This window comes from Mesorhizobium sp. USDA 4775, assembly GCF_054062655.1.
This window is the reverse complement of the sequence record NZ_JBSSFM010000001.1, coordinates 181,346-207,724: the sequence shown is the minus strand read 5'-3', so window position 1 is coordinate 207,724 and position 26,379 is coordinate 181,346. Positions and strand designations below refer to the sequence as shown.

Here is a 26,379-nt window from a genome sequence, read left to right as displayed (position 1 = left end):
TTTTTTAGCCTTTCAACGCGGCCTGCTCGGCGATGGATGAAAGCACGCTGCGCACGTCCAGCGTGCTGAACGGCTTTTCCAGGATCTGCGGCCGCTGCTGCGCCGGCAAGGCTTCGATTTCCGCCTTGGCGCCGATCAGATCGCCGGTGACCAGCACGAAACGCCGTGCCAGTTCGGGCCGCTCGGCAAGCAGTTCGCGGTAGATGGCCATGCCAGATGTGCCGGGCATGCGCAGGTCCGAAAAGACGATGTCGGGCGGCATGTGGCCGCTCAAGGTGGCGGCACCCGATTCCCAGACCGGCGCGATGCGCGACTTGATGCCCATCAATTCGAGAATGTCGGACAAGGAGCCCGCGACATCAGGCTCGTCGTCGATGATCAAGGCATGACGCAGGCCGCTTGAGCGTGGCTGGCTCTCGCCGGCTGCGGCGATGCCCGCCGAAATGGCCGGCAACTGGACAACGAAACGCGCGCCTCGAGGCTGCACTTCCTCGAACCAGACACTGCCATTGTGCCGCTCGATGATCGATTTCGAGATCGACAAGCCGATGCCGGTGCCAACACCGACCGGCTTGGTGGTGAAGTAGGATTCGAAGATGCGGTTGCGGATCGCTTCGGGAATGCCGGGCCCGTTGTCCTCGACCGAGAAGCAGGGATTGTCGCGATCGCTGCGGAAGGTGCGGACCTTGATCAGCCGGTCGCCGGCAATGCCGGCCAGTGCGTGCTGGCTGTTGATGAGGAAATTGGCCGCCACTTGCGTCACGTGGTCGGCGTCCGCCATGGCCAGCAGCGGACCCGGCGCGAAATCGGTGTCGATGATGATGCCGCTCGAGCGTGCGCCATAGGCGGTCACCTCGAGAGCGGCGCGGATCACCTGGTTGAGATCGGTCTCGGCCTGGGCCGCGGGATGCAGCCGGACCATCGACAGGAAGCTCTTGACGATGCGGCCGCAGCGCTCGGCGGCGGCACGCACCTTCTCGGCACGAACCTTGGTCTGCGGGTCGGAGGCGAATTCGTGCAACAGCGTCGATTGCGCGACCACCACCGCCAGTGGATTGTTGAGCTCGTGCGAAACACCGGCAAGCAGCGAGCCCATCGCCGCCATCTTCTCGTTCTGGTGCAGCTTCTCGCGCTGCCGGTTGATCTCTTCCTCGGCACGCAGCCTGTCGCGCAGGTCGCGGATCGAGCCGAAGATCAGGCGGCGGTCGGCGACGCGCATCTCGGTCGCCGTCAGCTCGATAGGAAACACCTCGCCGGCGGCATTCTGCGTCACGGTCTCGAGCCGCTGGCCGACCATCGGCGCGCCGCGGCCCGACATGTAGTCGGCACCCGAGGAATAGCCCTTGCGGTAGTATTCCGGCACGACGGTGTCGAGCAGGTCCTTGCCGAGGATGTCGCTGCGCTGGAAGCCGAACATCTTTTCGGCGGCAGGATTGAATTCGATGATCGAGCCCGCCTCGTCGATGACGATGATGGCGTCGAGCGAAGCCTGCAGCATGGTGCGGCGGATCACTTCGCTGGCATGGGCGTCGGAGGGCGAGTGCTCGATGGCGTCGCCGATGGCGAGCGCGATGATGTGCAGCGTCGCCTCCTCCTCGTCGGTCCACTCGCGCTCGTCGACGCAGTCATTGACGGCGAGCGTGCCCCACAGATGGCCATGGGCGAAGACCGACACCGACAGGAACGACTTGATGTTCTGCTTTTCGAAATCGGTTCTCAGGAACCCTTCGAGATTGCGCGTGTGCCCGGCAAAGATCTTGCCCTGCCGTTCGTCCTCGGCGACGCGCTCCAGCAGGGGGTCCGAATTGACGATCGACTGCATGATCACGGTCGGCGAGGCCAGTTCTCCGCCAAAGTCGGGGTCGATCCAGTAGGCGGCAACCGACTGGGCAAAACCCTGGCCCGGCAGTTCGCGCAAGCGGAACAGGATGCCGCGCTGGCATACGATGGCCCGGCAAAGGGTTTCCAGTATGCCGTCCATCTCGCGCTGCCAGTCGCCGGCCTCGCGCAGCCGGCGAACGACGCGCACGGCCGCCATCGCAGCGCCCTGCCTGAAACCCTGCATATCACTGCTTGTTGCTTCGCCCGTCATTTTCAGCCGTTGTTCTAAAGTATGCCAATCCGATCGGCCCAATTCGATCGGCGAGCAACGGCTGTGAACCTGAGACCCTTTGGGCCTGGCGCTCAGTTGCTGTCGCCGGTCGGCAGCGAGAAGATATAGCCTTCGCCGCGCACCGTGCGCAGAAATTTCGGGTTGGCCGGATCCGCCTCGATCTTCTTGCGCAGGCGCATGATGCGAATGTCGACGGCGCGCGATGATTCCGGATCCTCGGTGAAGCCGATTGCCTCCGAGATCGCGGCGCGGGTCAGCAGCCGGTTGGCGCGGGTCAGGAAAACCTCCAGCACATCGAATTCGCTCTTGGCCATGTCGATCACTGTGCCATTGGCGCCGGTGACTAGCCTGCCGTCAAGATCGGCCTGGAACGGGCCGAAGGCGACGGAACGGCGGTCCGTCCTGGTCTTCCTGTCGAGCAGTTCCGTCGGCTGCGGAACGCGGCGCAGCACGCTGCGCACCCTCGCCAGCACTTCGCGCAGTTCGTATGGCTTGACGATATAGTCGTCGGCGCCGAGCTCCAGCCCGACGATGCGGTCGAGCGCCGTGCCGGCGGCGGTGGCGTAGATGATGCCGATCGGCATTCTCGAGCGCAGCCAGCGGCCGAGCGACAGCCCGTCCTCGCCGGGCATGGCGATGTCGAGAATGGCCAGATGAAAGGCTTGGGTCTCGATCAGGCTGCGCGCGGCGGCTGCGGTTTCAGCGGTCGCCACATCATAGCCGGCGGCGCCGAGATACTCGGCAACCGCGTCCCTCAGGTCGGGCTCGTCCTCGACGATCACTATTCTTGCCCGCACGATGCTCTCGCTCCCACTTTCAGTGGAAAGTAGATTGGGTATAAACATCATGTCCAGCACTCATATCCGGTTGCAAGGGAACGGTTGAAAAACATGGCTGCACGAGCGGTTATTGCGCTTGTTTCCGTCGCCGACGTGGTCGCGACCGAACTTGCCGACCATCTCGACCGGCGTGGCCATGATGTGCGGCAGGCGCGACAGCCCTGGGAGGCGGAATCGCTGCTGGCGGGCGGAGGCATCGATGTCGTTGTCGTCGGTGACAGTCTCAGCCAGGCGGAAGGGCGGGATCTGCTCAGGCGTTATGGCGGCCAAGGCGAGGGCGGCCGGGACGGACCCGATTTCATCCTGATCTGCCGGCCGTCCGATCTCGTCGACAAGGTGCTGGCGCTCGAACTGGGTGCGGCCGACGTCGTCGAAAGCCCGCTTAATGTCAGGGAGCTTGCCGCCAGGGTCGGCGGCCTGCTGTCGCGTCGTGGCAGGGGCACGCAGGAACTGATCGTGCTGGAGAACGCGACCGTCGATCTGAGATCGGCCATCGTCATGCACCGGTCCGGTACGGAGGAACAGCTTTCGCCCGGCCAGGTGGCGCTGCTCAGGCTGTTCCTGGCGAGCCCCCGCAAGGTGCTGACGCGTGACGACATCATCGCCGCGGCACCGGCCGAGAATGCCGACGCCTTCGATCGTTCGATCGATTCGCGCATCGTGCGGCTGCGCCGCAAGCTCGACACAGAGACCATCACCACCATACGTGGCGCGGGCTACCGGTTCGATCCGCCGCAGCAATTCACCGACTGAGGGCAGCGTACGCGGGCTATCTTTCTGGCTGAGCATCGGATTTTCCTCCTGCCGATGCTCCCGCGGTTCAGCGCACCACCAGCAGCGACGGACCCGATGGCATGTCGCTGCTCACGACGAGTCCGTTTGCGTGGGCTCGCTCCTTGAGGAGCACGGTGGCCAGGGCGGCAAAGCCAAGCAGGCCCTGCGCATAGAGCAGTGCGGAAAGCACAGAGGCGGCGAATTTCGTCTTCATCGTTCCAACTCCCCAGAATTCTTCAAAAATGAGTATGTCGCGGGTCGCTTCAGGAAACTCCCGAAGTGCCCGCGCCGCTCACGGAGCCCCCCGCTGCGGCGCGGGCCTTCGGTCCTCGCGGCAGCAAGTTGCCGGAGGGGCCGCGCAATGCCAGCAACCGAAGGCCAACCCGCCAGAGGGCCTTGAGCCGGATGATGCGCAGGCTGGAAACAATCCAGACCGAGGCGGAAAACAGGGCGACGTGCAGGGTAGAAATCTCGCTCGAACTCATCGCCGCCAGCCTTGCCTCGGAGCCGCCGGCAACCGTGCCGACACCGCCTATGACTGCTGCTGCGATGCTGATCCTGAAGAGCCAGGATCGCGTGTTCGTTTTCGTTCCCATGGTCGTTGCCGTCTGCTTTCGTTGCGTCAACCTTGCGGTCAGCCCGTATCCGGATCATGCCGCCCGAAGCCGCGCTTTGTTGCCGATTGGTTTCGAGATTGCCCATCGATCTTTCATATAGAGGCAGTTCGAACTTTCGTTTTGCGGGGAATACCTATGTGCTGCACATCGCCGCCGTCGTCGGGATGCGATCGTAGTCGCTATGGCCGCTTGGCCTGTTAACCAGAGGAAACAGATTCGAAACACAAACGAGCATTTCGCGAAATCTCGCCGAAACATGCCGCAACGATAACGCGCTCATCGAATTGGAGCCGGCCTGACCGGCAGAGAGAGGGGACATCATGCACACCACCATTTCCGCCAAGCTCATCAACATCACCGCCGCCGCGCTCACGGGTGCAGCACTTCTGTTCGGCGCCAACGCAGCCCATGCCGCCAACAAGATCGTGGCGCGGGTCTCGCTTTCGCAGCAGATCATGGAGGTCTCGGTCGATGGCCGGCCGACTTTCGCCTGGAAGGTTTCCACCGGTGACCGGACGCATGTGACGCCGACCGGCTCGTTCAAGCCGACGCGCATGCATGAGATGTGGTACTCGAAGAAGTACGACAACGCGCCGATGCCGCATTCGGTGTTCTTCAGCGGCGGCTACGCGGTGCATGCCACCTATGCCATCAAGCGCCTCGGCCAGCCGGCCTCGCATGGCTGCGTGCGGCTGCACCCGGACAATGCGGCCGATTTCTATCAGCTGGTCGAGACCTTCGGGCCGGCCAACACCAGCATCGTCATCGTCAAGTAGCAGGCTGTGGGCAGGCCGGCGGACTGCCGCGCCTGTTCAGGACTCCTGCCGGACCATTCCGGCGGTATTGAGCGCAGCCAAAAAAAGAGGCCGGATTTTTCCGGCCTCTTTTTTTGTTCTTCGGCTTCTATCAGTCCGGCAATGCCGGCATCAGCCTCGGATCCGGCTTTTCAGCAAGATGCGGCAGGTCCTTGCTGGCGATGAAGGTGTAGAACATCGGCACGACGAAGAGCGTGAACATGGTGCCGACTAGGATGCCGGTGAAGATGACCAGGCCCATCGAATAGCGGGCAGCAGCACCGGCGCCGCTCGACGTGATCAGCGGTACGACGCCTAGCGCCATAGCCGCCGTCGTCATCAGGATCGGCCGCAGGCGCACTTTGGCCGAGGCGATGATGGCGTCGCGCCGCCGCAGGCCATGCGCCTCGCGCTGCTGGTTGGCGAATTCGACCAGCAGGATGCCGTGCTTGGTGATCAGGCCGATCAGCGTAATCAGACCCACCTGCGTGTAGATGTTGAGCGTGCCGAGACCGAGATTGAGCGGCACGATCGCGCCGAAGATCGACAGCGGCACCGCCATCATGATGATGAGCGGATCGCGGAAGCTTTCAAACTGCGCCGCCAGCACCAGGTAGATGACGATGACGGCTGCTGCGAAAGCGATCAGGATGGTGTTGCCCTGTTCCTTCTCCTGCCGGGACTGGCCGGAATAGTCGATGAAGAAGGTGTCGGGCAGGCTCTCCCTGGCAATGTCCTCGAGGACCTTCAAACCGTCGCCCGTGGTGACGCCGGGCAGGGGCAGCGCCGAGATAGTCGACGAATTCAGCTGGTTGAACTGTTCGATCGCCGCCGGCGAGGCATTGTTGGAGATATTCACCACCGCCGACAGCGGCACCATCTCGCCCGTTGCGCTGCGCACGAAATATTCGCCGAGCTTTTCGGGGTTGTCGCGGAATTGCTGCGGCACCTGGGGGATGATGTCATAGCTGTTGGAGTCGCGGTCGAACTGCGCCACTTCGGCACCGCCGACCAGCAGCGTCAGCGTCCGGCCGATATCGGCGATCGGCAGGTTCAGCGCGGCGGCTCGGTCGCGGTCGATGGTGACCGTCACCTGCGGCGAATCGTAAGACATCGAGTTCTGCACGACGATGAAACGGCCGGAGGCCTGTGCCTTGTTCTTGATCTGCTCAGCGGCCTTGTACACTTCCGCGGAATCGCCGGTCGAGCGCACGACCAGGGCGATCGGCAGGCCGCCACCGGAGCCCGGCAGCGTCGGCGGTGCGAAGACGAAGGCCTGCACGCCCGCCACCTTCGCGATACGAGCCGTGATGTCGGCCTGCAGTTCCTTCGAATTGCGCTTGCGCTCCGCCCAATCCTTGAAGGCAAAGCCGACAAAGGCGCTGTTTGTCGTGCCACCGAAGGCGACCGCCGAGAACTGCGCCCGCGTTTCGGGAATATCCCTCACCAGTCCGAGCATCTGGTTCACATAGGTTTCGGTGTAATCCGATGTCGCATAGGTCGGCGCGGTCACGAGCGAGAGCAGGAAGCCCTGATCCTCTTCGGGCGCCAGCTCGCTCGAGGTCTTGGTGAACATGAAGCCGGTCACGCCGACGAGCGCGAGCACGATGATCAACGTCAAAGGACGATAGTTCAGCGAACCGGTGACGGCACGCTCATAGACGTGCTCGACCCGCGCGAAAATGCCGTCGACAATGCGCTGGAAACGGCCCGGCGTGCCGGCCTTCAAGAGACGCGCCGACATCATCGGGGTGATGGTGACGGCGATGACGCCCGACAGCACCACCGAGCCGGCGAGCGTCACCGCGAACTCGCGGAACAGCGCGCCGGTCAGGCCGCCGGTGAAGGCCAGCGGCGCGAACACGGCGGCCAGCGTCATGGTCATGGCGACGATGGCCGAGGCGATCTCGCGCATGCCGCTGAACGCCGCCTGCATCGGCGTCATGTGGTCTTCTTCCATGTGGCGGTGGATGTTCTCCACCACCACGATGGCATCGTCGACGACAAGACCGATCGCCAGCACCATGGCCAGCAGCGACAGAAGGTTGATCGAATAGCCCACCGCAAACAACAGGAAGCAGACGCCGATCAGCGACAACGGAATGGTGATGATCGGCATCATCACCGAACGGAACGAGCCGAGGAACAGAAGGATGACCACGACGACGATGGCAACAGCCTCGCCGATGGTCTTGAACACCTCCTCGATCGAGGCGCTGATCTGCCCGGTCGCGTCGTAGACGACCTCGATCGTCATGCCTTTCGGCAGCGTTTCCTGGATCTGCGGCACAAGCTTGGTGAGCGCTGCCGCGGTGGTCAGCGGGTTGGCTGCAGGGGTTGGGAAGATGGCGAGGAAGGTGCCGGGCTTGCCGTTGAACGAGACCCTGGTGTCGGTATTTTCAGCGCCGAGTTCGACGCGGGCCACGTCGCGCAGCCGCACCACATTGCCGTCGGTCGAGCGCAGGGGCAGTTCGGCGAAGGCTTCCGGCGTCTGCAGCGTCGAGCGCACGGTGATCGAAGAAACGACATATTCGTTCTGGGTGTTGCCGGGCGCCGACAGGAAGTTGGAATTGTTGATCGCCGTCAGCACTTCCGCCGCCGTTACACCGCGTGCGGCAAGCCGGACAGGGTCGATCCAGACGCGCATCGAATATTGCTGGGCGCCGAAGATCTGGACGTCGGCGACACCTTCGACCGTCGACATGCGGGGCCGGATGACGCGCTCGATATACTCCGTCAGCTGCTCCTTCGTCATGTTCGGATTCTGCATCGAGATGTACATCATCGCGAACTGCTGGCCGGTGCCCTTGACGATGACAGGGTCCTTGGAAGCGTCCGGCAAGGTGCCGCGCACGCCCTGGACCTTGGACAGCACTTCGGTCAGCGCCACGTCGGGGTTGGAGCCGAGCTTCATCTGCACCGTCACGGTGCTGGAGGACGGACGGCTGGACGAAGTGACGTAGTCGATGTTCTCGGTCGAGGCGACGGCGCGCGCGATCGGGGCGGAAATGAAGCCCTGGATCAGGTCGGCGCTGGCGCCCGGATAGGCCGTCGTAATCGTGATCGCGGTTTCGTCCACCTTCGGATACTGGCGGATCGACAGGTTGAAGATGCCCTGGAAACCCAGGAGCAGGATCATGCAGGCAAGGACCGTCGACAGGACGGGCCGGCGAATGAAGAGATCGGAAAAGCTCATTGCTGGTCGGCCTGCTTGTTCGCCGATTTGGTCGGGTCGATGGTGTTGTCGACATTGACGGACATGCCGTTGAAGAGGCGGTTCTGACCTGCGGTGACGACCTCGTCGCCGGCCTTCAGCCCTTCGACGATCTCGACCATGCCCTGATTGCGGCGGCCGGGCTTGACGAAGACCTGAGACAGCACCAGCGCGGGCTTGTCGCCCTCCGCCGCCGGCTTGGCCGGGTCGGCAGCCGGTTTGGCGGCGTCGGGAGCGGCCTTGTCCGCCGGCTTTGCAGCATCGGCGGCAGGCTTCATGGCATCAGCAGCGGGCTTCATGGCATCGGCAGCTGGTTTCATCGCGTCCGCCGGCTTGGCATCCGCCGGCTTGTCGGTGGCCGCCGCGGCCGGCTTTTCTTCCGGCTTGGCGGGCTGCGCCGGCGCAGCGCCGGCGGGCTTGGCCGGCTGCACCACGAAGATGTAATCGCCATAGAGGCTGGTGGTCAGTGCCGTCTGCGGCAGCGACAGCACGTTCTGCTCCTCGGGCAGTTCGACACGCACCTGCACGAACTGGCCAGGGGTTAGCTTGCCGTCGGGATTGGCGACTTCCGCCCGGATGTTCACCAGCCGGCTGGACGGGTCGATCTTGGGGTCGATGCCGCGGATTTCGCCGGCAAACGGCATGTCCCCGCCGCTCAAGCCCAGCCGAACCGTCTGGCCGATCTTGAGCAGCGGGAGCTGCTGTTCGGGTACCGAGAAATCGACCCGCATCGTGTCGAGATCCTGCAGTGTCACCACGGCGGTGCCGGGCGCCATATACTGGCCGATATCGATCTTCGGAATACCGACCGTGCCGCCGAAAGGCGCCGTCAGCTGCTTCTGGTCGAGCACGGCCTGCAGCTTGGTGACCTGGGACGCCGAAGCCGAAGCCGCCGCACGTGCGGTGTCCAGCGTCGAGTCGGAGCCGACGCCACGCCTGGTCAGTTCGATGGCGCGGGTCAGCGATACCTGATCGAGGGCGGCCTGCGCCTTCTGCGCGTCGAGATCGGCGCGCTCGACGGCATCGTCGAGCTGCAGCAGCACCGCATTGGCCGCCACCTTCTGGTTGGCATGGAAAAGGATGTCCTTGACGATGCCGGTGGTCTCGACCGTTAGGTCGACGCCGCGCACGGCTCGCACCGTACCGATCGCCTCGACGCCCGGCGTCCAGCTCGACGGCTTGGCGATGGTCGTCGACACTGTCGCAGCCGGCGGCTTCATCGTGGCGAAATACTGCTTGATGCCGTTGTCGCGCAGGAAGTTGAAGCCGACGATGCCGCCGACCACAACGACCAGCACGGCCAGAACGAGAATGATGACGAAGAAACGGAGTATGCGCTTGAACAAGGAAGTCCCCTCAGTCGAAATCCGGCGCGAAGCGCGGACATCGGGACACATATCGACTGCGGGTCCCGATTTCAAATAGTGGCGGCTTTACTGTACCGTCTGGACGGTCTTGTCAATTGGGCCTAAGCTTGCGAAGGGAGGCGCCATGAGAGCCCGACGACCGAACTCGCGCGAGAAGATACTCGCGGCGGCGGCTGACGTTGCCCGGGAATCCGGGCCCGGCAGCCTGTCGCTGGATGCCGTCGCCAGCCGCGCTGGCGTGTCGAAGGGTGGGTTGCTCTACAATTTTCCGACCAAGGCCAAATTGATGCAGGGGCTGGTCGAAGGCTATCTGCGCGACTTCGAGCAGGCGCTGGAGACCGCCAACAGCAACGACGATGGCAAAAATCCGCTCGCCGTCTACATCAGGCTGTCGGCCGATGATTGCGAGGAAAAGCGCCCCTCGGCCTCGTGGATCTTTTCGGCGATCGCCGAGGATCCCGATTTCATGACGCCGATAAAGACATTCAAGCGGCAGCTTTTCGAACGGCTGAAGGGCGAAACATCAGACCTCAAATCGCTGCTGGTCTGTTACCTCGCCATCGAGGGGCTGCGCAGCATGAACCTTTTCGATTCCGACGTGCTGTCGAAGGACGAGCGGGAACTGCTGGTGGCGTCCTTGCTGGAAATCGCCGGTTCGCCCGATGCGGCGCAAGCCCCCGCGACGTAATCCTGAAAGCCTTCAGCCGGCAGGCACCGGTTTTTCCGGGTCAGACTCAAAAAGCCTTGCCGGTGTCAGGGTCGAAGAGCCGCAGCGCGTCCTCGCTGAAGGCGAAGCTTGCCGCCTGACCTTTCGCGACGCGGGACGCCGGCGGCAGGCAGGCCGTCAGCCGCTGTGTGCCGATCCGTGCGGTGGTGACCAGTTCGGGACCGGTCAATTCGATGACTTCAATTTCCACCGGCACTGACGGCGCGGCCGCATCCGCCGCGACCCGCAGTGCTTCGGGCCTGATGCCGGCCACAACCCGCGCTCCGTCCTGCACCGCGTCGCGGAAACGGGCGGGCAAGGGCAGGCTCGCCTTGGCGCCATCGATGGCCAGCGTGGTCCCTTGAACCGTCGCCTGCAGCATGTTCATCGACGGTGCGCCGACAAAGCCGGCGACATAGAGCGTTGCCGGCTCGTTGTAGATCTCCTCGGGCGTGCCGAGCTGCTCGATCCTGCCGTCGCGCATCACCGCGATGCGGCTCGCCAGCGTCATTGCCTCGATCTGGTCGTGAGTGACGTAGACGACGGTGGTCTGCAACATCTGATGCAGGCGCTTCAGCTCGGTGCGCATTTCCAGGCGCAGCTTGGCGTCGAGATTGGACAAGGGTTCGTCGAACAGGAACACTTGCGGCTTGCGCACCAGTGCCCTGCCGATGGCGACGCGCTGGCGCTGGCCGCCGGAAAGCTGGCTCGGCTTGCGGTCGAGCAGGGCTTCGATCTGCAGCAGTCTTGCCGCCTCGGCCACCGCCTTTTCGCGCTCGTCGGCGGCGACGCCGCGCATTTCCAGCCCGAAGCCGATATTACGGCGCACGGTCAGGTTCGGATAGAGCGCGTAGGACTGGAAGACCATGGCGATGTCGCGGTTCTTGGGGTGAACGCCAAGGATCGAGCGGCCGCCGATCAGCACGTCGCCGCCCGTCGCTTCGGCGAGGCCGGCGATGATGTTGAGAAGCGTCGACTTTCCGCAACCCGACGAGCCGAGCAGGACCAGGAATTCGCCGCTCTGCAGAGCGATGTCGATGCCTTTCAGCGTTTCGACGCTGCCGTAATTCTTGCGGACGTTGCGGATTTCAAGCGCGCTCATGCGTGGCTTTCCTTGGATGCATCGGTTCGCCGTAGTTACGGGGCAAGGTTGATATGGCGCGCGACGCCACCTGCGTCGCGGCTGCAAGCGAGGCGGTCAGTGTCTGGTCCTGCGCCAGTGCGGCCAGGAAGGCCGCATTGAAAACATCGCCGGCGCCGATGGTGTCGACGACCTTGACGTCGGGCGCGGTCGCCGTGACCAGCGCTCCGCCCGGGCCGATGGCGATCGCCCCTTCGGGGCCGCGCTTGACGACGGCGGTCGCGCCCTTCTTCATGCTGGACTGGATTTGCCGCGCGGCCTCGACCGGATCGGGCAGGCCGGCCAGGGTCACGGTCTCCACCTCGTTGAACAGAGCAAGGTCGCAGCGCGCGAGCCAGGTGCGCGCCGCCTTGCAGTTCGCTGGGGTCCAGCCCTCCATCGGCCAACCGGTGTCCAGCGCTACCGCGATACCGTGCCCGTTCGCCCAGTCGAAGAACGCTTCGTAGTCGCGGGTGAGGTCATCGGTGAGGAAGGAGCCGCACAGCAACGCATAGCCGCCGGCGAGGCGCTTGCCGTCGAGCACCGAAAATACGTCGGCAAGGCTGAAGCGGGGCAGGTGGCCGCGCGTGGTGAAAAACGTCCTTTCGCCGTCGGGATGGGTCATGCCGACCGAAAGCGTCGTGCTCTCCGGGCGCACCGGCCATTTGTCGGCGCGGCTGCCGAACGCCTCGCGCAGCCAGCGGCCGAACTGATCGTCGCCGACATTGGCGGCGATCTCGAAATCAATGCCCAACGCCTGCCAGGCGAGCCCGGTGTTGCCGGCCTGTCCGCCAACGCGCAGATCGTCGTGATCGACGACGGTTTCCGTGCCTGCCTTCGGCCATGGCGCGACCGGGCCGACAATCAGGTCGACATTGACATTGCCGATCACCGCGAGCGGACGCATCACTCGCTCCTGGTGATCTTGGTCGAGCGCACGGGCGTACCGGCATTGTCGACGCGACTGTCGGCGAAGGCGATCATCAGGCGCTGTGCCACCGGCAGCATGGCGAAGATCGCGGCGAGACCCGAAGCCGGCTTGAACGAGAGCGTGACGGCGCCCGCGACCGGCGATTGCCCGGAAGCGTCGAAGATGATCAGCGGCGCGTCGGCCTCGACCACGGAAAGGGCCATCGCCGTCACCAGTTCCGCTGTCGGATCGTTGCCGCGAAACAGGATGATGCCGATTTTTGGGCCGAGCATCTCCATCGGTCCGTGCCGCAACTGGCCGCCTTCGAGCGAGAAGCAGGGCAGCCGCGACAGTTCGGTGAGGCCGAGCGCCAGCGCCTCGGCGACGCCCTGCAGGCGGCGGCCGGAGGTGACGATGGTCGTTACCTCCTCCAGCGCTGCGAGCGCTTGCGTGATGTCGTTGTCCTGTTTCTGGTCCAGCGCGCCAAGAGCGGCACTCGGGTCCTCGCCCAACGCAGCCAGGATGGCCAGATGCAAGGCGAAGGTCACGGTCAGGCTGCGGGTCGCGGCGAAGGCCAGTTCGGTGCCGCCGGCGCCGACCAGGCAAGGCGCGGCGCGGGCGAGAAAGGAGCCGCCCTCGAGCGTCAGGCCGAAAATATCAGTAGTGCTTCCGGCTTCCGCAAACCACCTGACGACCTCCGCGCTCTCGCCGGACTGCGAGGTGACGAGCACCGTCTTGCCGTCCAGCGGCACCGGCTGGCCGAGCTGTTCCGAGAGCGGCAGTGCCAGCGCATCGATGCCGAGCGCGCGATAAAGCGGTTCGACGGCGCGGCTGACGGCATGCGACCCGCCCATGCCGAGCAGCAGCAGCCGGCCGGTCTTCCTGATCGAGGCGGCGACGTTTGCCGCCATGGCAGTGTTGTGTTCGAACGAAGCACGCGCATCCGCATGCTGGCGCGCCATTTCGCGGTCGATGGCGACCAGTCCGGCCGGCCGAATTCTTGTTGCAGTCATCGTCATCCTTTCACACCGCCGCTGGTCAGGCCCGAGATCAGCGCCCGCTGCATGACGAGGCCAATCAGCACCGGCGGCAAAGCGGCCAGCACGCCGGCGGTGGCGATCAGCCCGTAGTCGGAAACACGGCCGCCGGCCAAATCGGCGATGGCGACGGTCAAGGTCTTGGCGCGCTGGTCGGAGGTGAACAGCAGCGCATAGAAGAATTCGTCCCAGGCGAGCAGCACGGCAAACAGCGCCGATGTCGCCATGACTGGCGCCGCCAGCGGCAGCGTGATGATGCGCAAGGTCTGGAACAGGCCGGCGCCGTCGATCATCGCCGCCGCCTCGATCTCGCGCGGAATCGAGTCAAAACCGGATTTCATCAGCCAGGTGGTGAAGGGCGCCAATATGGTCAAATAGACCAGCGCCAGGCCGAAGACATTGTTGAGCAGGCCGAGATGCGACAGGCCCATATAGAGCGGCACAGCGAGCGCCACCGGCGGCAGCATGTAGGTGGCAATGACCATCGACAGCGACCAGCCGATCGCCGGCGTGCGCGAGACCGCCCAGCCGGCGGGGATGGCCAGAGCGAGCGCCGCCAGCGTCGCCATGCCGGCGATCTCCAGGCTGTTGCGCAGCGACGAGGTGAAGGCGGCGCCGGCGCTGTTTTCGGCGGTCGACAGCAATGTCTGGTAGCGCGAGAAGTCGGCGGCCAGCGGCCACCAGCGCAGCGGCTTGGCGGCGAGATCGGCGGCCGGCGAAATGCTCATGATGAACAGCCAGGCGATCGGCGCCAGGATGATGGCGGCGAGCAGCAGCGCGCAGGCATGGATGAAGATGGTGAAGGCGGGGCTTTTGCGTTCCATCAGGCGGCACTCCCGGCGGTCTTCCTGACCAGCGCCGCATAGGCGACGGCGAGCACGGTGACGAGCAAGGTGACGATCAGCGCCAGCGACGCGCCGGAGCCGGCGCGCTGGAAGGAGAAAGCCTCCTGGTAGACAAGGATCGACAGCGTGCGCGTGCTGTTTGCCGGGCCGCCGCGGGTCATCACCCAGATGATGTCGAAGACCTTGAAGGCCTCGATGGTGCGCAGCACCAGCGCCACCATCAGCGGGCCGGCGAGATAGGGCAGGATGACGAAGCGGAAGCGGTTGAACGGTCCCGCGCCATCGACAAGCGAGGCGGCGGTGATGTCGCGCGGCACCGCCTGCAAGGCGGCGAGCGCGATCAACGCCACCAGCGGAAAGTTCTTCCAGCAGTCGGCGACGATCAGGGCCACCAGCGCCGTTCCCGGCTCACCCAGCCAGGAGCGGTAGGCGTCGATGAGATTGAGTTGCGTCAAGGCGGCGTTCAGCGCGCCATATTCGGGATTGTAGATCAGCCGCCACAGCGTGGCGTTGACCACGGTCGGCAATGCCCAGGGCAGGATCATCAAGGCGCGCAGGATGGCGCGACCGTGGAACTGCTGATTGAGGAGCAACGCGGCGAGAACGCCGATCACCATTTCGGCGGCAACGGAAATGACGGCGAACAGCGTCGTGGTGACCAGCGTGCGCGAAAAATTCGAGCTCGACAGCATGTTGGTGTAATTGTCGAAGCCGACGTAATTGCCGCCGGTGCCGACCAGCTTGGCGTCGGTGAAGGAAAGACCGACCGTATCGACCAGCGGCCAGCCGATGACGGCGACCATGACCACGAGCAGCGGCAGCATCAGCAACCAGGCACGGGTCGTCATCCAGGTGCTCGACATCGGAGCAACCTCTCCCTAGCGATCTTGGTTTCAGACATAGCACGGGCGGCACTCGCGCATGACCCCGGAAGTCGGAACCGACTTCCGGAAAGGATCATGCGCAAGATCAGAAGCGCTACAGCGTCCTTTGCGCGTCCAAGGGACGCGCGGCGCTGTAGTGCCGCCCGCAACTGGAGAAAAGTGCTTAGAGGCCGCTGTTCTTCGCGGCCGTGGTCAAGGCATCCTCAGGCGAGGACTGGCCGAGCAGCGATTCCTGGATCGCCTGCTGCAGCGCGGTCGACAGTTCCTGGTATTTCGGCGTGGTCGGACGCGGATACATGGCGGCAAGACCCTGCTTGGCGGCGGCGATCAGCTCTTCCTGGCCCTTGGTGACGGCCGGGTCGTCATAGGACGAGGCCCAGATCGGCAGCGACAGCTTGGCATACTGGTTCTGCGTCGCCTGCGAGGTCATGTATTCGATGTATTTCCAGGCTTCGTCCGGATGCTTCGAGACCGCGGTGACGCCGAGGCCCATCGAACCGTTGACGGCCGACACCTCGCTGATGCCGGTGACGCCCGGTGCCGGCACGACGCCGACCTTGCCCGCCACCTTCGAGTCCTTCGGATCGTTGGCCATGTTGTACATGTAGGTCCAGTTCAGCGCGAAGGCGGCATCGCCGTTTTCGAAGACCTTGCGCACGTCTTCTTCCAGGAATTCCTTGGAATTCGGGTTGGTGAGGCCGGACTTGTAGCTGTCGGCCATGTATTTCAGCGCCGAGAGGCCGCCGCCATTCTGGAAGTCCGGCTTGCCGTCCTTGAGGAAGTCGCCGCCATAGGCGCTGACCAGCGTGGTGTAGTCGCAAATCGCGGCCTCGGCCTGCGACCAGCTCCAGGCGATCGGCGTCTTCAGCAGGCCCTTGTCCTGGATGATCTTGGCCTGTGCGCCAAGCTCTTCCCAGGTCTTCGGCGGTGTCTTGATGCCGGCCTTCTCCAGGATGTCCTTGTTGTAGAACAGATATTTGGTGTCGAGGATCCACGGCATGCCGTAGTATTTGCCGTCGTACTGGACCGTGGTCCAGGCGCCGGGCAGCACACCCTTCTTCATGTCGTCGGTGATCTTCGACGAGACGTCGACCAGCACCTTGTTGGTGGCGTATTCGGCCGGCCAGATGACGTCGAACAGCACGACGTCGTAGCCGCCGCCCGACCCCTGGGCCAGCACGGTCTTGTCGTGCAGGCCTTCATAGGGAACGAATTCGAGATTGACCTTGACGTCCGGATTGGCCTTGGTGAAGGCGTCCGTCATGGCGCGCACATCGGCCTCGCTGTAGGCGGCCTGCGCCATGAACAGCGCATTGAGCGTCGTTTCGGCGAAAGCGTGAGGGACGAGCAGTCCTCCGGCGAAGACCGCGCCGACCAGTGTTTTGGTGATTGTCTTAAGCATCTTCTTCTCCCATTTCCGGCGTTGACGGGTCGGCGATGCGGGCGTTTCGCTTCGCCTTCCCGGGTCCATGTCGCGTGACCTGATGCTTACCCGGCCGACCAGTGGCGACAGGCGGAAGGCCTTGGCCATCTTGTTTTGGGACATTCGGTTTGCATTAAGTCAACTCGCTTGACTTAATTAGTCGATCAATATTCTAATGGAGTCAAGAGGGGAAAAGCCGGTGGATGACATCAGCCCGATCCGCGCCAAAAGCGGCACCAACCAGGAAGGCACCAGCGCACACAACCGCCGGGTCATGATCGAGGCGCTACGCCTCAATGGCGCCCTGTCGCGGGCCGACCTGGCGCGGGCGACTCAGCTCACCAAGCAGGCGGTCTCCAACATCATCGAGGATCTCGAAAACGACGGCCTGGTCGTCGCGCTGGACGCGGTGCGCAAGGGCAGGGGGCAACCGTCTACCCCTTACAGGCTGGTGCCCGAAGGCGCCTTCGCCATCGGCCTGCATATCGACCGCCATCTGACGCGGGCGGTGGCCGTCGACCTGATGGGCAGCGTGCTGGCGCGGGCCGAGGCGAACCTGCCTTTCGATGAGCCGTCGAAGGGCGTTGAGATCATCCTGAAGCTGATTGCAGGTGTGCGCCGTGACCTGGCCGGCATTTCCGCGCAGTCGGAAAAACGGCTGGTCGGTCTCGGCGTTGCCATGCCCGGTCCTTTCGGACTGAAGGATTCGGACGACAAATGGATGATGCCGGCCTGGCAGAAGTTTCCGCTGCTGGAGACGCTGGCCAAAGGCACGGGGCTGAATGTCGGCCTGCAGAACGATGCCGCCGCCTGCGCCACTGCCGAACGTATCGTCGGCGCGGCGCACGGCGTCGACCACGCGGTCTGTCTCTATGTCGGCTACGGCATCGGCGCCGGGCTGATCCTCAATGGCGAACTCTATAGTGGCGGCCATGGCAATGCCGGCGAAATCGGCATGGCGCTGCTGGCGCCGGCTGGCCCAGGCTCGACGCCGCTCGAGCACCGCGCCTCGCTGGCCTCGCTCTACCAGCATCTCGACCTCAATCCGGCGGACAGCGATATCTACGAACAGATGAACGCCCTGGTGCTGGCCGAGGATACGAAGATGATGGCCTGGATCGACGGGGCCGCGCATGATCTGCGCTGGAGCGTGCATCTCATCGAGACGATCTTCGATCCGAAGACCGTGATCCTGACAAGCGGTGCGCCGGAAGCGCTGGCGCGCCGGCTCGTCGAGGCGATGCACCCGCTGCTGCCGTCGATCGCCGATCGGCCCGCAAGGAACCTGCCGCGCCTGCAGCTCGGCACCACCGACCCCTGGTCGATCGCGCTCGGTGCGGCCGCGGCGCCGATCAGCCGCGCCTTCGATCCGCTGTTCTCGGCGATCCTGAAGACGCGTTCCGCTCCGGCATAGGAGCTCCCAAGGCCGAAGCGTCTCGGCGTCACACAGGGTTCATCGTGCGGACATAGCGTCTTTCCCAGTTCTTTGCTGCAATGCAATAGGAGTGGGACATGGTGGACATAGTTTCTAGTGAGGCGGGCATTCCGAGACCGGATCATCCGCTGCACAGTTCGGGCGGCGCGACGTGGTTTCTGCCGGCCTTCGGCGTGCTGGTGCTGGTCGGCGTGGTCTATGTCGGCTACGCGCTGAGCCAGGACCTGGCGGTGGCCAAGACCGTGCCGTGGATCCTACTCGGCATCGCCTTGCTGATCGCGCTCGGCTTCGAATTCGTCAACGGCTTCCACGATACGGCCAATGCGGTGGCGACCGTCATCTACACGCGCTCCCTGCCGGCCGAATTCGCCGTCATGTGGTCGGGCGTCTTCAATTTCCTCGGCGTTCTCACCTCCAGCGGCGCGGTCGCCTTCGGCATCCTGTCTCTGCTGCCGGTCGAGCTGATCCTGCAGGTCGGCTCCTCCTCCGGCTTTGCCATGGTGTTCGCGCTGCTCGTCGCCGCCATCCTGTGGAACCTCGGCACCTGGTTCCTCGGCCTGCCGGCTTCGAGCTCGCACACGATGGTCGGCTCGATCATCGGCGTCGGCCTCGCCAACCAGTTCATGGCGCCGTCCGGCAGCGCCACCAGCGGCGTCGACTGGTCGCAGGCGACCAATGTCGGCGTGACCTTGCTGGTGTCGCCGATCATCGGCTTCTTCGCCGCCGCGGTCCTGCTCTATGCGATGAAGCTGCTCGTGCGCAATCCGGCGCTCTACGAGGCACCGAAGGGCAACACGCCGCCGCCTTGGTGGATCCGCGGCCTGCTGATCTTCACCTGCACCGGCGTCAGCTTCGCGCATGGCTCCAATGACGGACAGAAGGGCATGGGCCTGATCATGCTGATCCTGATCGGCGTGGTGCCGACGGCCTATGCGCTGAACCGCACGCCCGACATCAACTATCTCGAAGCCTACAAGTCGGCTTCGGCCAATGTTGAAACGGCGCTGGGCAAATATGCGAAGCCTGGTGTCACCGTCACGGATGCCAAGGATGCCAAGGCAGCCGTCCAGGATGCCGTGCGCACCCGCAGCTGGAGCGACAAGACTACGGTCGCCTTGCAGACCTATATCCACAACACGACGGCTGGACTGCAGCCCTATGCGTCGGTCGACAATGTACCGACCGATCTGGTCAGCAACGCCCGCAACGACATCTATCTGATCGGCGAGGCGCTCAAGCTGATCGACAAGAAGCAACTGCTGCCGATGCAGGCCGCCGATCTCAAGGCGGTGACCGACTACCACAAGGCCGTCGACAATGCGACGAAGTTCATCCCGCTCTGGGTGAAGATCGCGGTGGCGCTGGCGCTGGGTCTCGGCACCATGGTCGGCTGGAAACGCATCGTCGTCACTGTCGGCGAGAAGATCGGCAAGAGCCACCTGACCTATGGCCAGGGTGCGGCGGCCGAACTCGTCGCCATGGTGACCATCGGCATGGCCGACCGGCTCGGCCTGCCGGTTTCGACCACCCATGTGCTGTCGTCGGGCGTCGCCGGAACGATGGCCGCCAATGGCTCGGGCCTGCAGTGGTCGACGGTGCGCAACCTGCTGCTGGCCTGGGTGTTGACCCTGCCGTGCTCGATCGCGCTTGCCTTCGTGCTGTTCATCGTCTTCCGCCAGGTGTTCTGAGCGGAGCGCAGTGCACTACGCAAAAACGGCGCCACTTGCGGCGCCGTTTTCGTTTGGGGTCTCAGAGGATAGAGGAAAAGTCCCGGCCTCTACGCTGGCCTGTCGATTTCAGGTCGGGTCTTCGCGATGCAGATCGTGGATGGTGACGCCGTCAGCATTGGCCGGCATGGTCAGCCATTTGCGATGGCGCAAGGTGCGCTGCGTGTCTTCCAGGCCGGTCTCCCAATGCTCGCGCATCGAGGTGCCGGAGAACTCGTAGTCCTTGGCGTGACCTTCATAGCCCTTGTGCTGGTAGATCAGGTGCACGATGTTGACCAGGCCGGCATCCGAATAGTCCGCGATCAGCGCTTCTTCCGCCGGTGTCAGCTGCTCCTTGGGTACGCGCTTGAGCGCATCGAGCAGGCGCATCTTCAGGCCATGGATGCGCTTGAAATTGTCGGTGTTCTGGCGCGTGCGGCTGGAATACATGATGTCCTTGTGGCGCGACAGCACGTCCGGCATGCTGCGCGGCAGCACACCGCGCGCGCTGAACAGGTCGACCTGGAACACCAGCGACGAACGGTCCTCTTCCTGGTCGAGCAGATATTGCAGCGGCGTGTTGGAGACGATGCCGCCGTCCCAATAGTACTCGCCTTCGATGCGGACCGACGGAAAGGCCGGCGGCAGCGCGCCGCTGGCCATGATGTGCTCGGGTCCGATGCGGACCTGGTCGGTATCGAAATAGACGAAGTTGCCGGTGCGGACATTGACCGCGCCGACGCTCAGCCGCTTCTTGCCGTCGTTCAGCACATCGAAGTCGATCAGGCTTTCCAGCGTGTCTTTCAGCTCGGCGGTGTCGTAGAAGCTGGTGGCGCCCTCGGCACCCTGCGGCTCGAACCATGGGTTAGGGTTGCGCGGCTTGAAGAAGCCGGGCTGGCCCATGGTCATCGTCATCCAGGACGAGGTACGGTTGCGGATGTCGCGATAGATGTCGCCTTCCGGCGTGTAGCTCCAGATCTTGCGGCCCGAGATCGTTTGCCAGAACTGTTCGAGCCGCTGCAGGCGGCGGCTGGGTTCATTGCCGGCGATGATCGCGGCATTGATGGCGCCGATCGACACGCCGGACAGCCAGCTCGGCTCGCAGCCGGCATCGGCCAACGCCTGATAGACGCCGGCTTGGTATGCGCCGAGCGCGCCGCCGCCCTGGAACACCAAAGCGATGCGGTCATATTGCGCCGAAATCTCAGCGATCGTGGCGGCGGCTTCCTTGTTTCGGTGGCGTTCAAGCACGAATTTTCTCCGGCTGGGTTGTGCTGGTTGCGAGCCGGCTGTGATCACTGAGATAGTCGTGGACGACCTCGCCCAACCCAAGCGTCAAATCGGCCTTGAAGTGGACTGCGGAGACGATGTCGAGCACCGGCAGCTTCGCCACGTCGGCCATGACGTGGGGCCGCAGGTCCAGTGCCGCCGGCGCCGTCCAGGCCTCCTTCAGCATGATGTCGGTGAGATAATAGCGCACCAGCTCGCAGATACGCGGCGTGCCGTCGACATGCGGGATGATCTTGATCAGGAAATTGGGCGCGGCGAGCGATGCGAGCACGGAATCGTGATCGGCTTCCCGGTGTTTGTAGCCCATCGTGCCGGTGGCGCACAGGACGCTGCCATAATGCAGCGTGCCGACGATCACCTCGCCTTCGTGGACGATCTTGGGATTGGCCAGTTTCTTCGGAAAGCCCCACAGCTCGCGGCCGCCGGCAATCGGCGCGTCGTCGTCGAGATACATCGAGTGGACGTAACCGCCATGCTGGCCCTTGTACTTCACCGGAATGACCTGGCCGGTCTCGGTGTAGTCGCCGAATCCGGTGGAGTCAGGCATGCGGATGAATTCATACTTGACCAGCGGTTCGTCGATTTCCAGGGGCGCCGGCACCACGGCCTCCAGCGCCTCGCGTGTCGTGCGATAGGTGATGATGATGTATTCGCGGTCGAAGAAACGGTAGGGACCGGGCGGGAAGGACGGGTTGGTCAGCGGCATCGCATAGGCGCGCTTCACGACATCGGCGATTTCCAAGCTGCACCCCCAAGGTTCTGTCGGATGAATTTCGTTCAGGAATGACCGCGCGAATGCGCAGCCGATTATGTTGCACGGCACCATGACAGTGCCGTGTCAGGCAAGCGACCGTGGTTTCGCAGCGGACGGGGTCGTGCCGGCGCTGCCGTCTGGCTGTAACCGCACCGACATATGGCTCTGTCATTGTCATGTTGCGACGCACAATTATATGCTCTCATTCCCTCCCTCCTCTCGCGAGATCACCATGGGTTCCCTGTCTTCGAAGAATTCCCTCGTCACCGGCTCGACCAGCGGTATCGGCCTGGCCATTGCCCGCGCCTTCGCCGCCGAGGGCGCCAACGTCACCATCAATGGTCTTGGCGACCCTGCGGCCATCGAGCAGGAGCGCTTGGGCATCGAGAGGGATTTCGGCGTCAAATGCCGCTACTCCGACGCCAACATGATGGATGGGGCGGCGGTGAGCGCCATGGTGCATGATGCCGAGGCGGCGTTCGGCAGCCTCGATATCCTGGTCAACAATGCCGGCATCCAGCACGTCGCGCCGATCGAGGAGTTTCCCGACGACAAATGGGAAGCCATCATCCGCATCAATCTTCTGGCGGCCTTCTATGCCATCAAGGCTGCGGTGCCGGGCATGAAGGCGCGCAAATGGGGCCGCATCATCAACACGGCTTCGGCGCACGCGCTGGTCGCCTCGCCGTTCAAGTCGGCCTATGTGTCGGCCAAGCATGGCATTGCAGGGCTGACCAAGACGGTGGCGCTGGAAGTCGCGCAGGACGGCATCACGGTCAACGCCATCGCGCCCGGCTATGTCTGGACGCCGCTGGTCGAGAAGCAGATCCCCGACACGATGAAGGCGCGCGGCATGACCGAGGAACAGGTCAAGCATGACGTGCTGCTCGCCGCACAGCCGACGAAGGAATTCGTCACCGTGGAGGAACTTGCGGCGTTGACACTGTTCCTATGCTCGGATGCGGCCAGGCAGATCACCGGCACGACCCTGCCGATGGACGGCGGCTGGACGGCGCAGTAGAGGGGGCAATCGAGGCGTTGCGTTTTCTGGTTGGCGCCACGCGGCGCCGGCGGGAAGGGTACGGTCAGGTCCATGAAAATCATCCAGCTCTCCGATCCGCATCTGATGACGCCGGGTGGCCTGCTCTACGGCTCCGATCCGCTGGCAAGGCTGGACGCCTGCCTTGCTGACATCGGCCAGAACCACGCCGATGCCGAAATGGTGGTGATCTCGGGCGACCTGACCAATGATGGCGAGCGCGCCGCCTATGCGGCGTTGCGGGACGGGCTGGCGCGATTTTCGCAGCCCTGCCGGCTCATGCTCGGCAACCATGACGACCGGACGCTTTTCCTCGAAATGTTCCCCGATGCCGCCGCCGAGCAGGGGTTCGTGCAGAGCGTGTTCGATGGCACAGAGGGCCGGCTGATCCTGCTCGACACGCTGGACAGCGGCCATGTCGAGGGCAGGCTGTGTGCCGCGCGGCTCGAATGGCTCGATGAACGGCTGCAAGAGGCGGGCAACCGGCCGGTCTTCCTGTTCATGCATCACCCGCCGTTCCGGATCCATATGCCTGGCCTCGATGAGGTCAGGCTTGCCGACGCCGATGCCTTCCATGACGTGGTGTCGCGCCACGGCAATGTCCGCCACATTTTCGCCGGCCACGTCCATCGGCCGATCGCCGGCAGCTGGCGCGGCATTCCCGTCAGCACGCTGCGCAGCACCAACCACCAGACCGCGCTCGATTTTTCGCAGAGCTGGAGCCTGGGCCACGAGCCGCCCGCCTATGCGGTGATCTTCATCGATGCCGAGGGGGTGATCGCGCATTTCCACGATTTTCCCGTCGCCGGATAATGTGCCGCCAACAGAGGGGGACAAGGACGCGATAGCGCCATCGCGCCATGTCTTTCTTCGTGTTTTAGGAGCATCTTGTGCAACCGTAGAGCAATCATGCGCATCGAGAGTGCCATGCCCAGCGACACTGAGGAAGCTTCGCCGATCTCGTTCTATGAGGTTATGACCGCCGAGGCGTCGGTTGTTACACGGCGCCGGGAACTGGTTGCGGCCAGACACGCACCGGACATCAAGACCGTGAACGGGCCTGCCGCCAAGCCGTCAGCCACCCAAGTCAATGTGGCAGGGGCGGACAAAGAAGACGAACGCGGCAACCTCTATCCCGTGGTCAAGACGGATCGCGACCTGACTGGTCTGGCGTGCTCGGGCGGTGGCATTCGTTCGGCGGCATTTTGCATGGGGGTGCTGCAGGCGCTGGAGTCCATCACAGAAAAGGACCGGCCGAAAGTGTTCGAGAATATCGACTATATGTCGACGGTTTCCGGAGGCGGCTACATCGGCACGTCGCTGGTCGCCGGGTTGATGCAGACCAATGGCGAGTTTCCGTTCACAAGCACGCTCGGCGGTCCTGAAACCCTCGAGACACAGCACATCCGGGACTACTCCAACTATCTGGCGCCGAAGGGAATGATCGATGTCGTCGTCGGCCTCGTTGTGGTGGTGCGTGGGCTGCTGATCAATGCGATGATCTTCCTAGCCGCGCTGTTGACGCTCGCCTGGTTGACCATCCTGATCAATCCGACCGAAACGTCGCTGCGGCTACCCATTCTTCACAAGCTGACCCAGAATTCAGGGAACGTGTTCTATTGGTCGATCCTGATGGCAGTGGTCCTGGGACTCGTCCAGATCGGCTATTCGATATTTGCCTTTCGGCCTTCCAGCCGGACCGACCGCATGACGACACTTGTCGAGCGACAAATGGCCAGCAGGATCTTGGCGCTCTTCTTCATCGTCTGCCTGCTGATCGCCTTCTTCGAGTTTCAAGCCTATGTCCTGGCGGGCTTCTTCGATGCGGCCAAGGCGCCAGACGATTGTTCCGAGATCAACTGGGTCGGCTGCATCTTGATCCACGCCCCTACGTCTCTCAAAGGGCTCTGGACCGTGCTTGCCGGCATGTCGGCGGCCCTTGCTGCCTTCGGCAACAAGCTGATTGCCGTAGCGGCGGCCTCGAAGAGCGACGATTCGTGGACCGGGACGGCCAGGCATCTTGCCTCAAAGATACTGCTCTACTGTCTGGCAATGGTCGTGCCGATATTGCTGTGGTGCATCTATCTGGGGCTTTCCTATGCGGGGATCGGCGCTGGAGACACGGTCATTGGAAACACCAGGATGACCTATGCGGTTCTGGCCGGTGTGCTCATCGTCCTGTCGTTGCTGGTGACACCCAACGCGAATTCCCTCCACGGATACTATCGGGACCGCTTGAGCAGGGCGTTTCTCTGGCGCCTGGACAAGCTGAAAGAGAGTGCCAGGAACGAGCTTGCCGAAAAGAGCCACATCCTTGCTGATTTGAGAAAGCGGCTGAAAGACAGGCAGGCTCGGAAACGGTCAACCGATGTCGATCAGTTCAAGTTGACTTCGCTCAAGCCCGGATCTCCGGGAAAGTGGGCCGATTCCGTCTGGTTCTCGCCGTACCTGCTCATCAACACTGCGGTCAATCTGGAGGGATCGCCCTATCTCGGTCGCCGTGGTCGCAGCGCCGATTCCTTCGTCTTCAGTCCCATCTACACCGGCAGCCAGGCCACTGGCTATGCCGCGACGATCTCGCTCGAGCGCGCTGACCGCAATCTCAATCTCGGCACGGCAATGGCCATCTCCGGCGCGGCGGCGTCGGCCAATATGGGCGCAAATACGATCCGGATCCTGACGTTCAGCCTTGCCGCACTGAATGTCCGCCTGGGGTACTGGCTTCCAAATCCGCGATTTCTCCGCGGTCGTACCGGCCTGCGGCGATTGCTGGCTAATATCGCACCCTGGTACTTTGCCAAGGAGGCGATTGGCAGGGTCGATGAACTGACGAGCAACGTCTACCTGACGGATGGCGGTCATTTCGACAATCTAGGCCTGTATGAACTGCTGAAACGGCGCTGCAAGGTCATCGTCGTTGCCGACGCGGAAGCGGACCCGACGCTCGACTTCAACTCGCTTATCCGGGTCGAACGCTACGCGCGAATTGATCTCGGCATCCTCATAGATCTGCCATGGTCCGAACTGCGTCGTTCCAATGCCCTGGCGACCGAGGACAGTCTTGTCAACGCCTCGACCGACGAGGCGCGGTTCCAGGGGCCGCACGTGGCGATCGGTCGTATCGACTATGGCGGAAACGAGCACGGTGTCCTGATCTACATCAAGTCCTGCATGAGCGGCGACGAGAGCGACATGATCCGCGATTATCGAAGACGGTATCCGCAGTTCCCGCACCAAACCACCCTGGATCAGTTCTTCAACGAAGAACAGTTCGAGGTCTATCGCGCACTTGGCTTCCACGCGACCCGCAATTTCTTCACCGGCAAGGATCATTTCGCCAGCTTGAAGAGCTGCCCGGTTCCGGACTGGCCGGGCGCTGTGGGGAAGGCACTGACCGAACTCAACGTGCCTGGCGACGCCGTGGAGAAGATCGTGCAGCGCCAGCAGGATGCGATGATATAGCGCCGCCATGGGCGACCGGCCCGGCGATGCGTTCGATGTCGCCGCATGAC

At 63.6% G+C, this 26,379-nt stretch carries 22 protein-coding genes; 9 read left to right on the top strand and 13 right to left on the bottom strand.

What is annotated here, in order from left to right; genetic code table 11:
* Positions 1-4 precede the first annotated feature (4 nt).
* Both ACVILI_RS01005 and ACVILI_RS01000 read right to left on the bottom strand, forming a co-directional pair.
* Positions 5-2,065 carry an ATP-binding protein gene (locus ACVILI_RS01005; protein WP_038650063.1) on the bottom strand — a complete coding sequence of 687 codons (2,061 nt, stop codon included), beginning with the start codon at positions 2,063-2,065 and terminating at the stop codon, positions 5-7.
* Positions 2,066-2,184: 119 nt separating this feature from the next.
* Complete coding sequence (locus ACVILI_RS01000) at positions 2,185-2,958, bottom strand: response regulator (RefSeq protein WP_171880411.1); 774 nt, start codon at positions 2,956-2,958, stop codon at positions 2,185-2,187.
* A 45-nt stretch (positions 2,959-3,003) separates the two neighbouring features.
* Here ACVILI_RS01000 and ACVILI_RS00995 point away from each other — a divergent pair, with 45 nt between their 5' ends.
* Positions 3,004-3,705: a response regulator transcription factor gene (locus ACVILI_RS00995; RefSeq protein WP_019861556.1), complete on the top strand. Its 702-nt coding sequence runs from the start codon at positions 3,004-3,006 to the stop codon at positions 3,703-3,705.
* 67 nt (positions 3,706-3,772) lie between these two features.
* On the opposite strand, the gene ACVILI_RS00990 is transcribed toward ACVILI_RS00995, so the two are convergent.
* Positions 3,773-3,940, bottom strand: a complete 168-nt coding sequence (locus tag ACVILI_RS00990; RefSeq protein ID WP_019861555.1) for a hypothetical protein — start codon at positions 3,938-3,940, stop codon at positions 3,773-3,775.
* Positions 3,941-4,005: 65 nt separating this feature from the next.
* On the opposite strand from ACVILI_RS00990, the gene ACVILI_RS00985 reads away from it, so the two are divergent.
* On the top strand, positions 4,006-4,443 hold the full coding sequence (locus ACVILI_RS00985; RefSeq protein ID WP_457102284.1) for a hypothetical protein: 438 nt from the start codon (positions 4,006-4,008) through the stop codon (positions 4,441-4,443).
* A gap of 220 nt (positions 4,444-4,663) precedes the next feature.
* Positions 4,664-5,119, top strand: coding sequence for a L,D-transpeptidase (locus ACVILI_RS00980; protein ID WP_038650058.1), 456 nt, complete (start codon positions 4,664-4,666; stop codon positions 5,117-5,119).
* A 130-nt stretch (positions 5,120-5,249) separates the two neighbouring features.
* Here ACVILI_RS00980 and ACVILI_RS00975 read toward each other — a convergent pair whose 3' ends face one another.
* Both ACVILI_RS00975 and ACVILI_RS00970 read right to left on the bottom strand, forming a co-directional pair.
* Positions 5,250-8,333, bottom strand: coding sequence for an efflux RND transporter permease subunit (locus ACVILI_RS00975; RefSeq protein ID WP_019861552.1), 3,084 nt, complete (start codon positions 8,331-8,333; stop codon positions 5,250-5,252).
* Entirely contained in the window at positions 8,330-9,697 is a 1,368-nt protein-coding gene (locus tag ACVILI_RS00970; RefSeq protein WP_027047463.1) for an efflux RND transporter periplasmic adaptor subunit, read from the bottom strand. Before ACVILI_RS00970 ends, ACVILI_RS00975 begins: the two co-directional genes overlap by 4 nt.
* A gap of 145 nt (positions 9,698-9,842) precedes the next feature.
* Here ACVILI_RS00970 and ACVILI_RS00965 point away from each other — a divergent pair, with 145 nt between their 5' ends.
* Entirely contained in the window at positions 9,843-10,406 is a 564-nt protein-coding gene (locus ACVILI_RS00965) for a TetR/AcrR family transcriptional regulator (RefSeq protein ID WP_038650055.1), read from the top strand.
* Positions 10,407-10,452: 46 nt separating this feature from the next.
* On the opposite strand, the gene ACVILI_RS00960 is transcribed toward ACVILI_RS00965, so the two are convergent.
* The 6 genes from ACVILI_RS00960 to ACVILI_RS00935 form a co-directional block, all read right to left on the bottom strand.
* Positions 10,453-11,526 carry an ABC transporter ATP-binding protein gene (locus ACVILI_RS00960; RefSeq protein WP_038650052.1) on the bottom strand — a complete coding sequence of 358 codons (1,074 nt, stop codon included), beginning with the start codon at positions 11,524-11,526 and terminating at the stop codon, positions 10,453-10,455.
* A complete protein-coding gene (locus tag ACVILI_RS00955; RefSeq protein ID WP_038650049.1) occupies positions 11,513-12,451 on the bottom strand; it encodes a PfkB family carbohydrate kinase in 939 nt (312 codons plus the stop codon). The genes ACVILI_RS00960 and ACVILI_RS00955 overlap by 14 nt, the downstream gene beginning before the upstream one ends.
* Positions 12,451-13,473: an SIS domain-containing protein gene (locus tag ACVILI_RS00950; protein WP_038650046.1), complete on the bottom strand. Its 1,023-nt coding sequence runs from the start codon at positions 13,471-13,473 to the stop codon at positions 12,451-12,453. The genes ACVILI_RS00955 and ACVILI_RS00950 overlap by 1 nt, the downstream gene beginning before the upstream one ends.
* Positions 13,470-14,315 (bottom strand): carbohydrate ABC transporter permease, encoded by an 846-nt coding sequence (locus tag ACVILI_RS00945; protein WP_038650044.1) that lies wholly within the window; start codon positions 14,313-14,315, stop codon positions 13,470-13,472. The genes ACVILI_RS00950 and ACVILI_RS00945 overlap by 4 nt, the downstream gene beginning before the upstream one ends.
* A complete protein-coding gene (locus ACVILI_RS00940; RefSeq protein ID WP_019861543.1) occupies positions 14,315-15,199 on the bottom strand; it encodes a carbohydrate ABC transporter permease in 885 nt (294 codons plus the stop codon). Before ACVILI_RS00940 ends, ACVILI_RS00945 begins: the two co-directional genes overlap by 1 nt.
* Positions 15,200-15,383: 184 nt before the next feature.
* Positions 15,384-16,622, bottom strand: coding sequence for an extracellular solute-binding protein (locus ACVILI_RS00935; RefSeq protein ID WP_038653440.1), 1,239 nt, complete (start codon positions 16,620-16,622; stop codon positions 15,384-15,386).
* Positions 16,623-16,842: 220 nt separating this feature from the next.
* On the opposite strand from ACVILI_RS00935, the gene ACVILI_RS00930 reads away from it, so the two are divergent.
* Positions 16,843-18,057, top strand: a complete 1,215-nt coding sequence (locus ACVILI_RS00930; RefSeq protein ID WP_240564993.1) for an ROK family transcriptional regulator — start codon at positions 16,843-16,845, stop codon at positions 18,055-18,057.
* Positions 18,058-18,155: 98 nt separating this feature from the next.
* On the top strand, positions 18,156-19,766 hold the full coding sequence (locus tag ACVILI_RS00925) for an inorganic phosphate transporter (protein ID WP_038650037.1): 1,611 nt from the start codon (positions 18,156-18,158) through the stop codon (positions 19,764-19,766).
* 108 nt (positions 19,767-19,874) lie between these two features.
* Here ACVILI_RS00925 and ACVILI_RS00920 read toward each other — a convergent pair whose 3' ends face one another.
* Together ACVILI_RS00920 and ACVILI_RS00915 are read right to left on the bottom strand one after the other, a co-directional pair.
* Positions 19,875-21,035: a patatin-like phospholipase family protein gene (locus ACVILI_RS00920; RefSeq protein WP_240564994.1), complete on the bottom strand. Its 1,161-nt coding sequence runs from the start codon at positions 21,033-21,035 to the stop codon at positions 19,875-19,877.
* The gene (locus ACVILI_RS00915) at positions 21,028-21,816 is read right to left on the bottom strand and encodes an acetoacetate decarboxylase (protein WP_019861538.1); all 789 of its coding nucleotides are present in this window, start codon (positions 21,814-21,816) and stop codon (positions 21,028-21,030) included. Before ACVILI_RS00915 ends, ACVILI_RS00920 begins: the two co-directional genes overlap by 8 nt.
* A gap of 244 nt (positions 21,817-22,060) precedes the next feature.
* On the opposite strand from ACVILI_RS00915, the gene ACVILI_RS00910 reads away from it, so the two are divergent.
* From ACVILI_RS00910 to ACVILI_RS00900, 3 genes are all read left to right on the top strand, one after another.
* The gene (locus ACVILI_RS00910; protein ID WP_019861537.1) at positions 22,061-22,849 is read left to right on the top strand and encodes a 3-hydroxybutyrate dehydrogenase; all 789 of its coding nucleotides are present in this window, start codon (positions 22,061-22,063) and stop codon (positions 22,847-22,849) included.
* A gap of 72 nt (positions 22,850-22,921) precedes the next feature.
* Complete coding sequence (locus tag ACVILI_RS00905) at positions 22,922-23,680, top strand: phosphodiesterase (protein ID WP_038653438.1); 759 nt, start codon at positions 22,922-22,924, stop codon at positions 23,678-23,680.
* A gap of 96 nt (positions 23,681-23,776) precedes the next feature.
* A complete protein-coding gene (locus ACVILI_RS00900) occupies positions 23,777-26,329 on the top strand; it encodes a patatin-like phospholipase family protein (RefSeq protein ID WP_038650034.1) in 2,553 nt (850 codons plus the stop codon).
* The last annotated feature ends 50 nt before the right edge of the window (positions 26,330-26,379 follow it).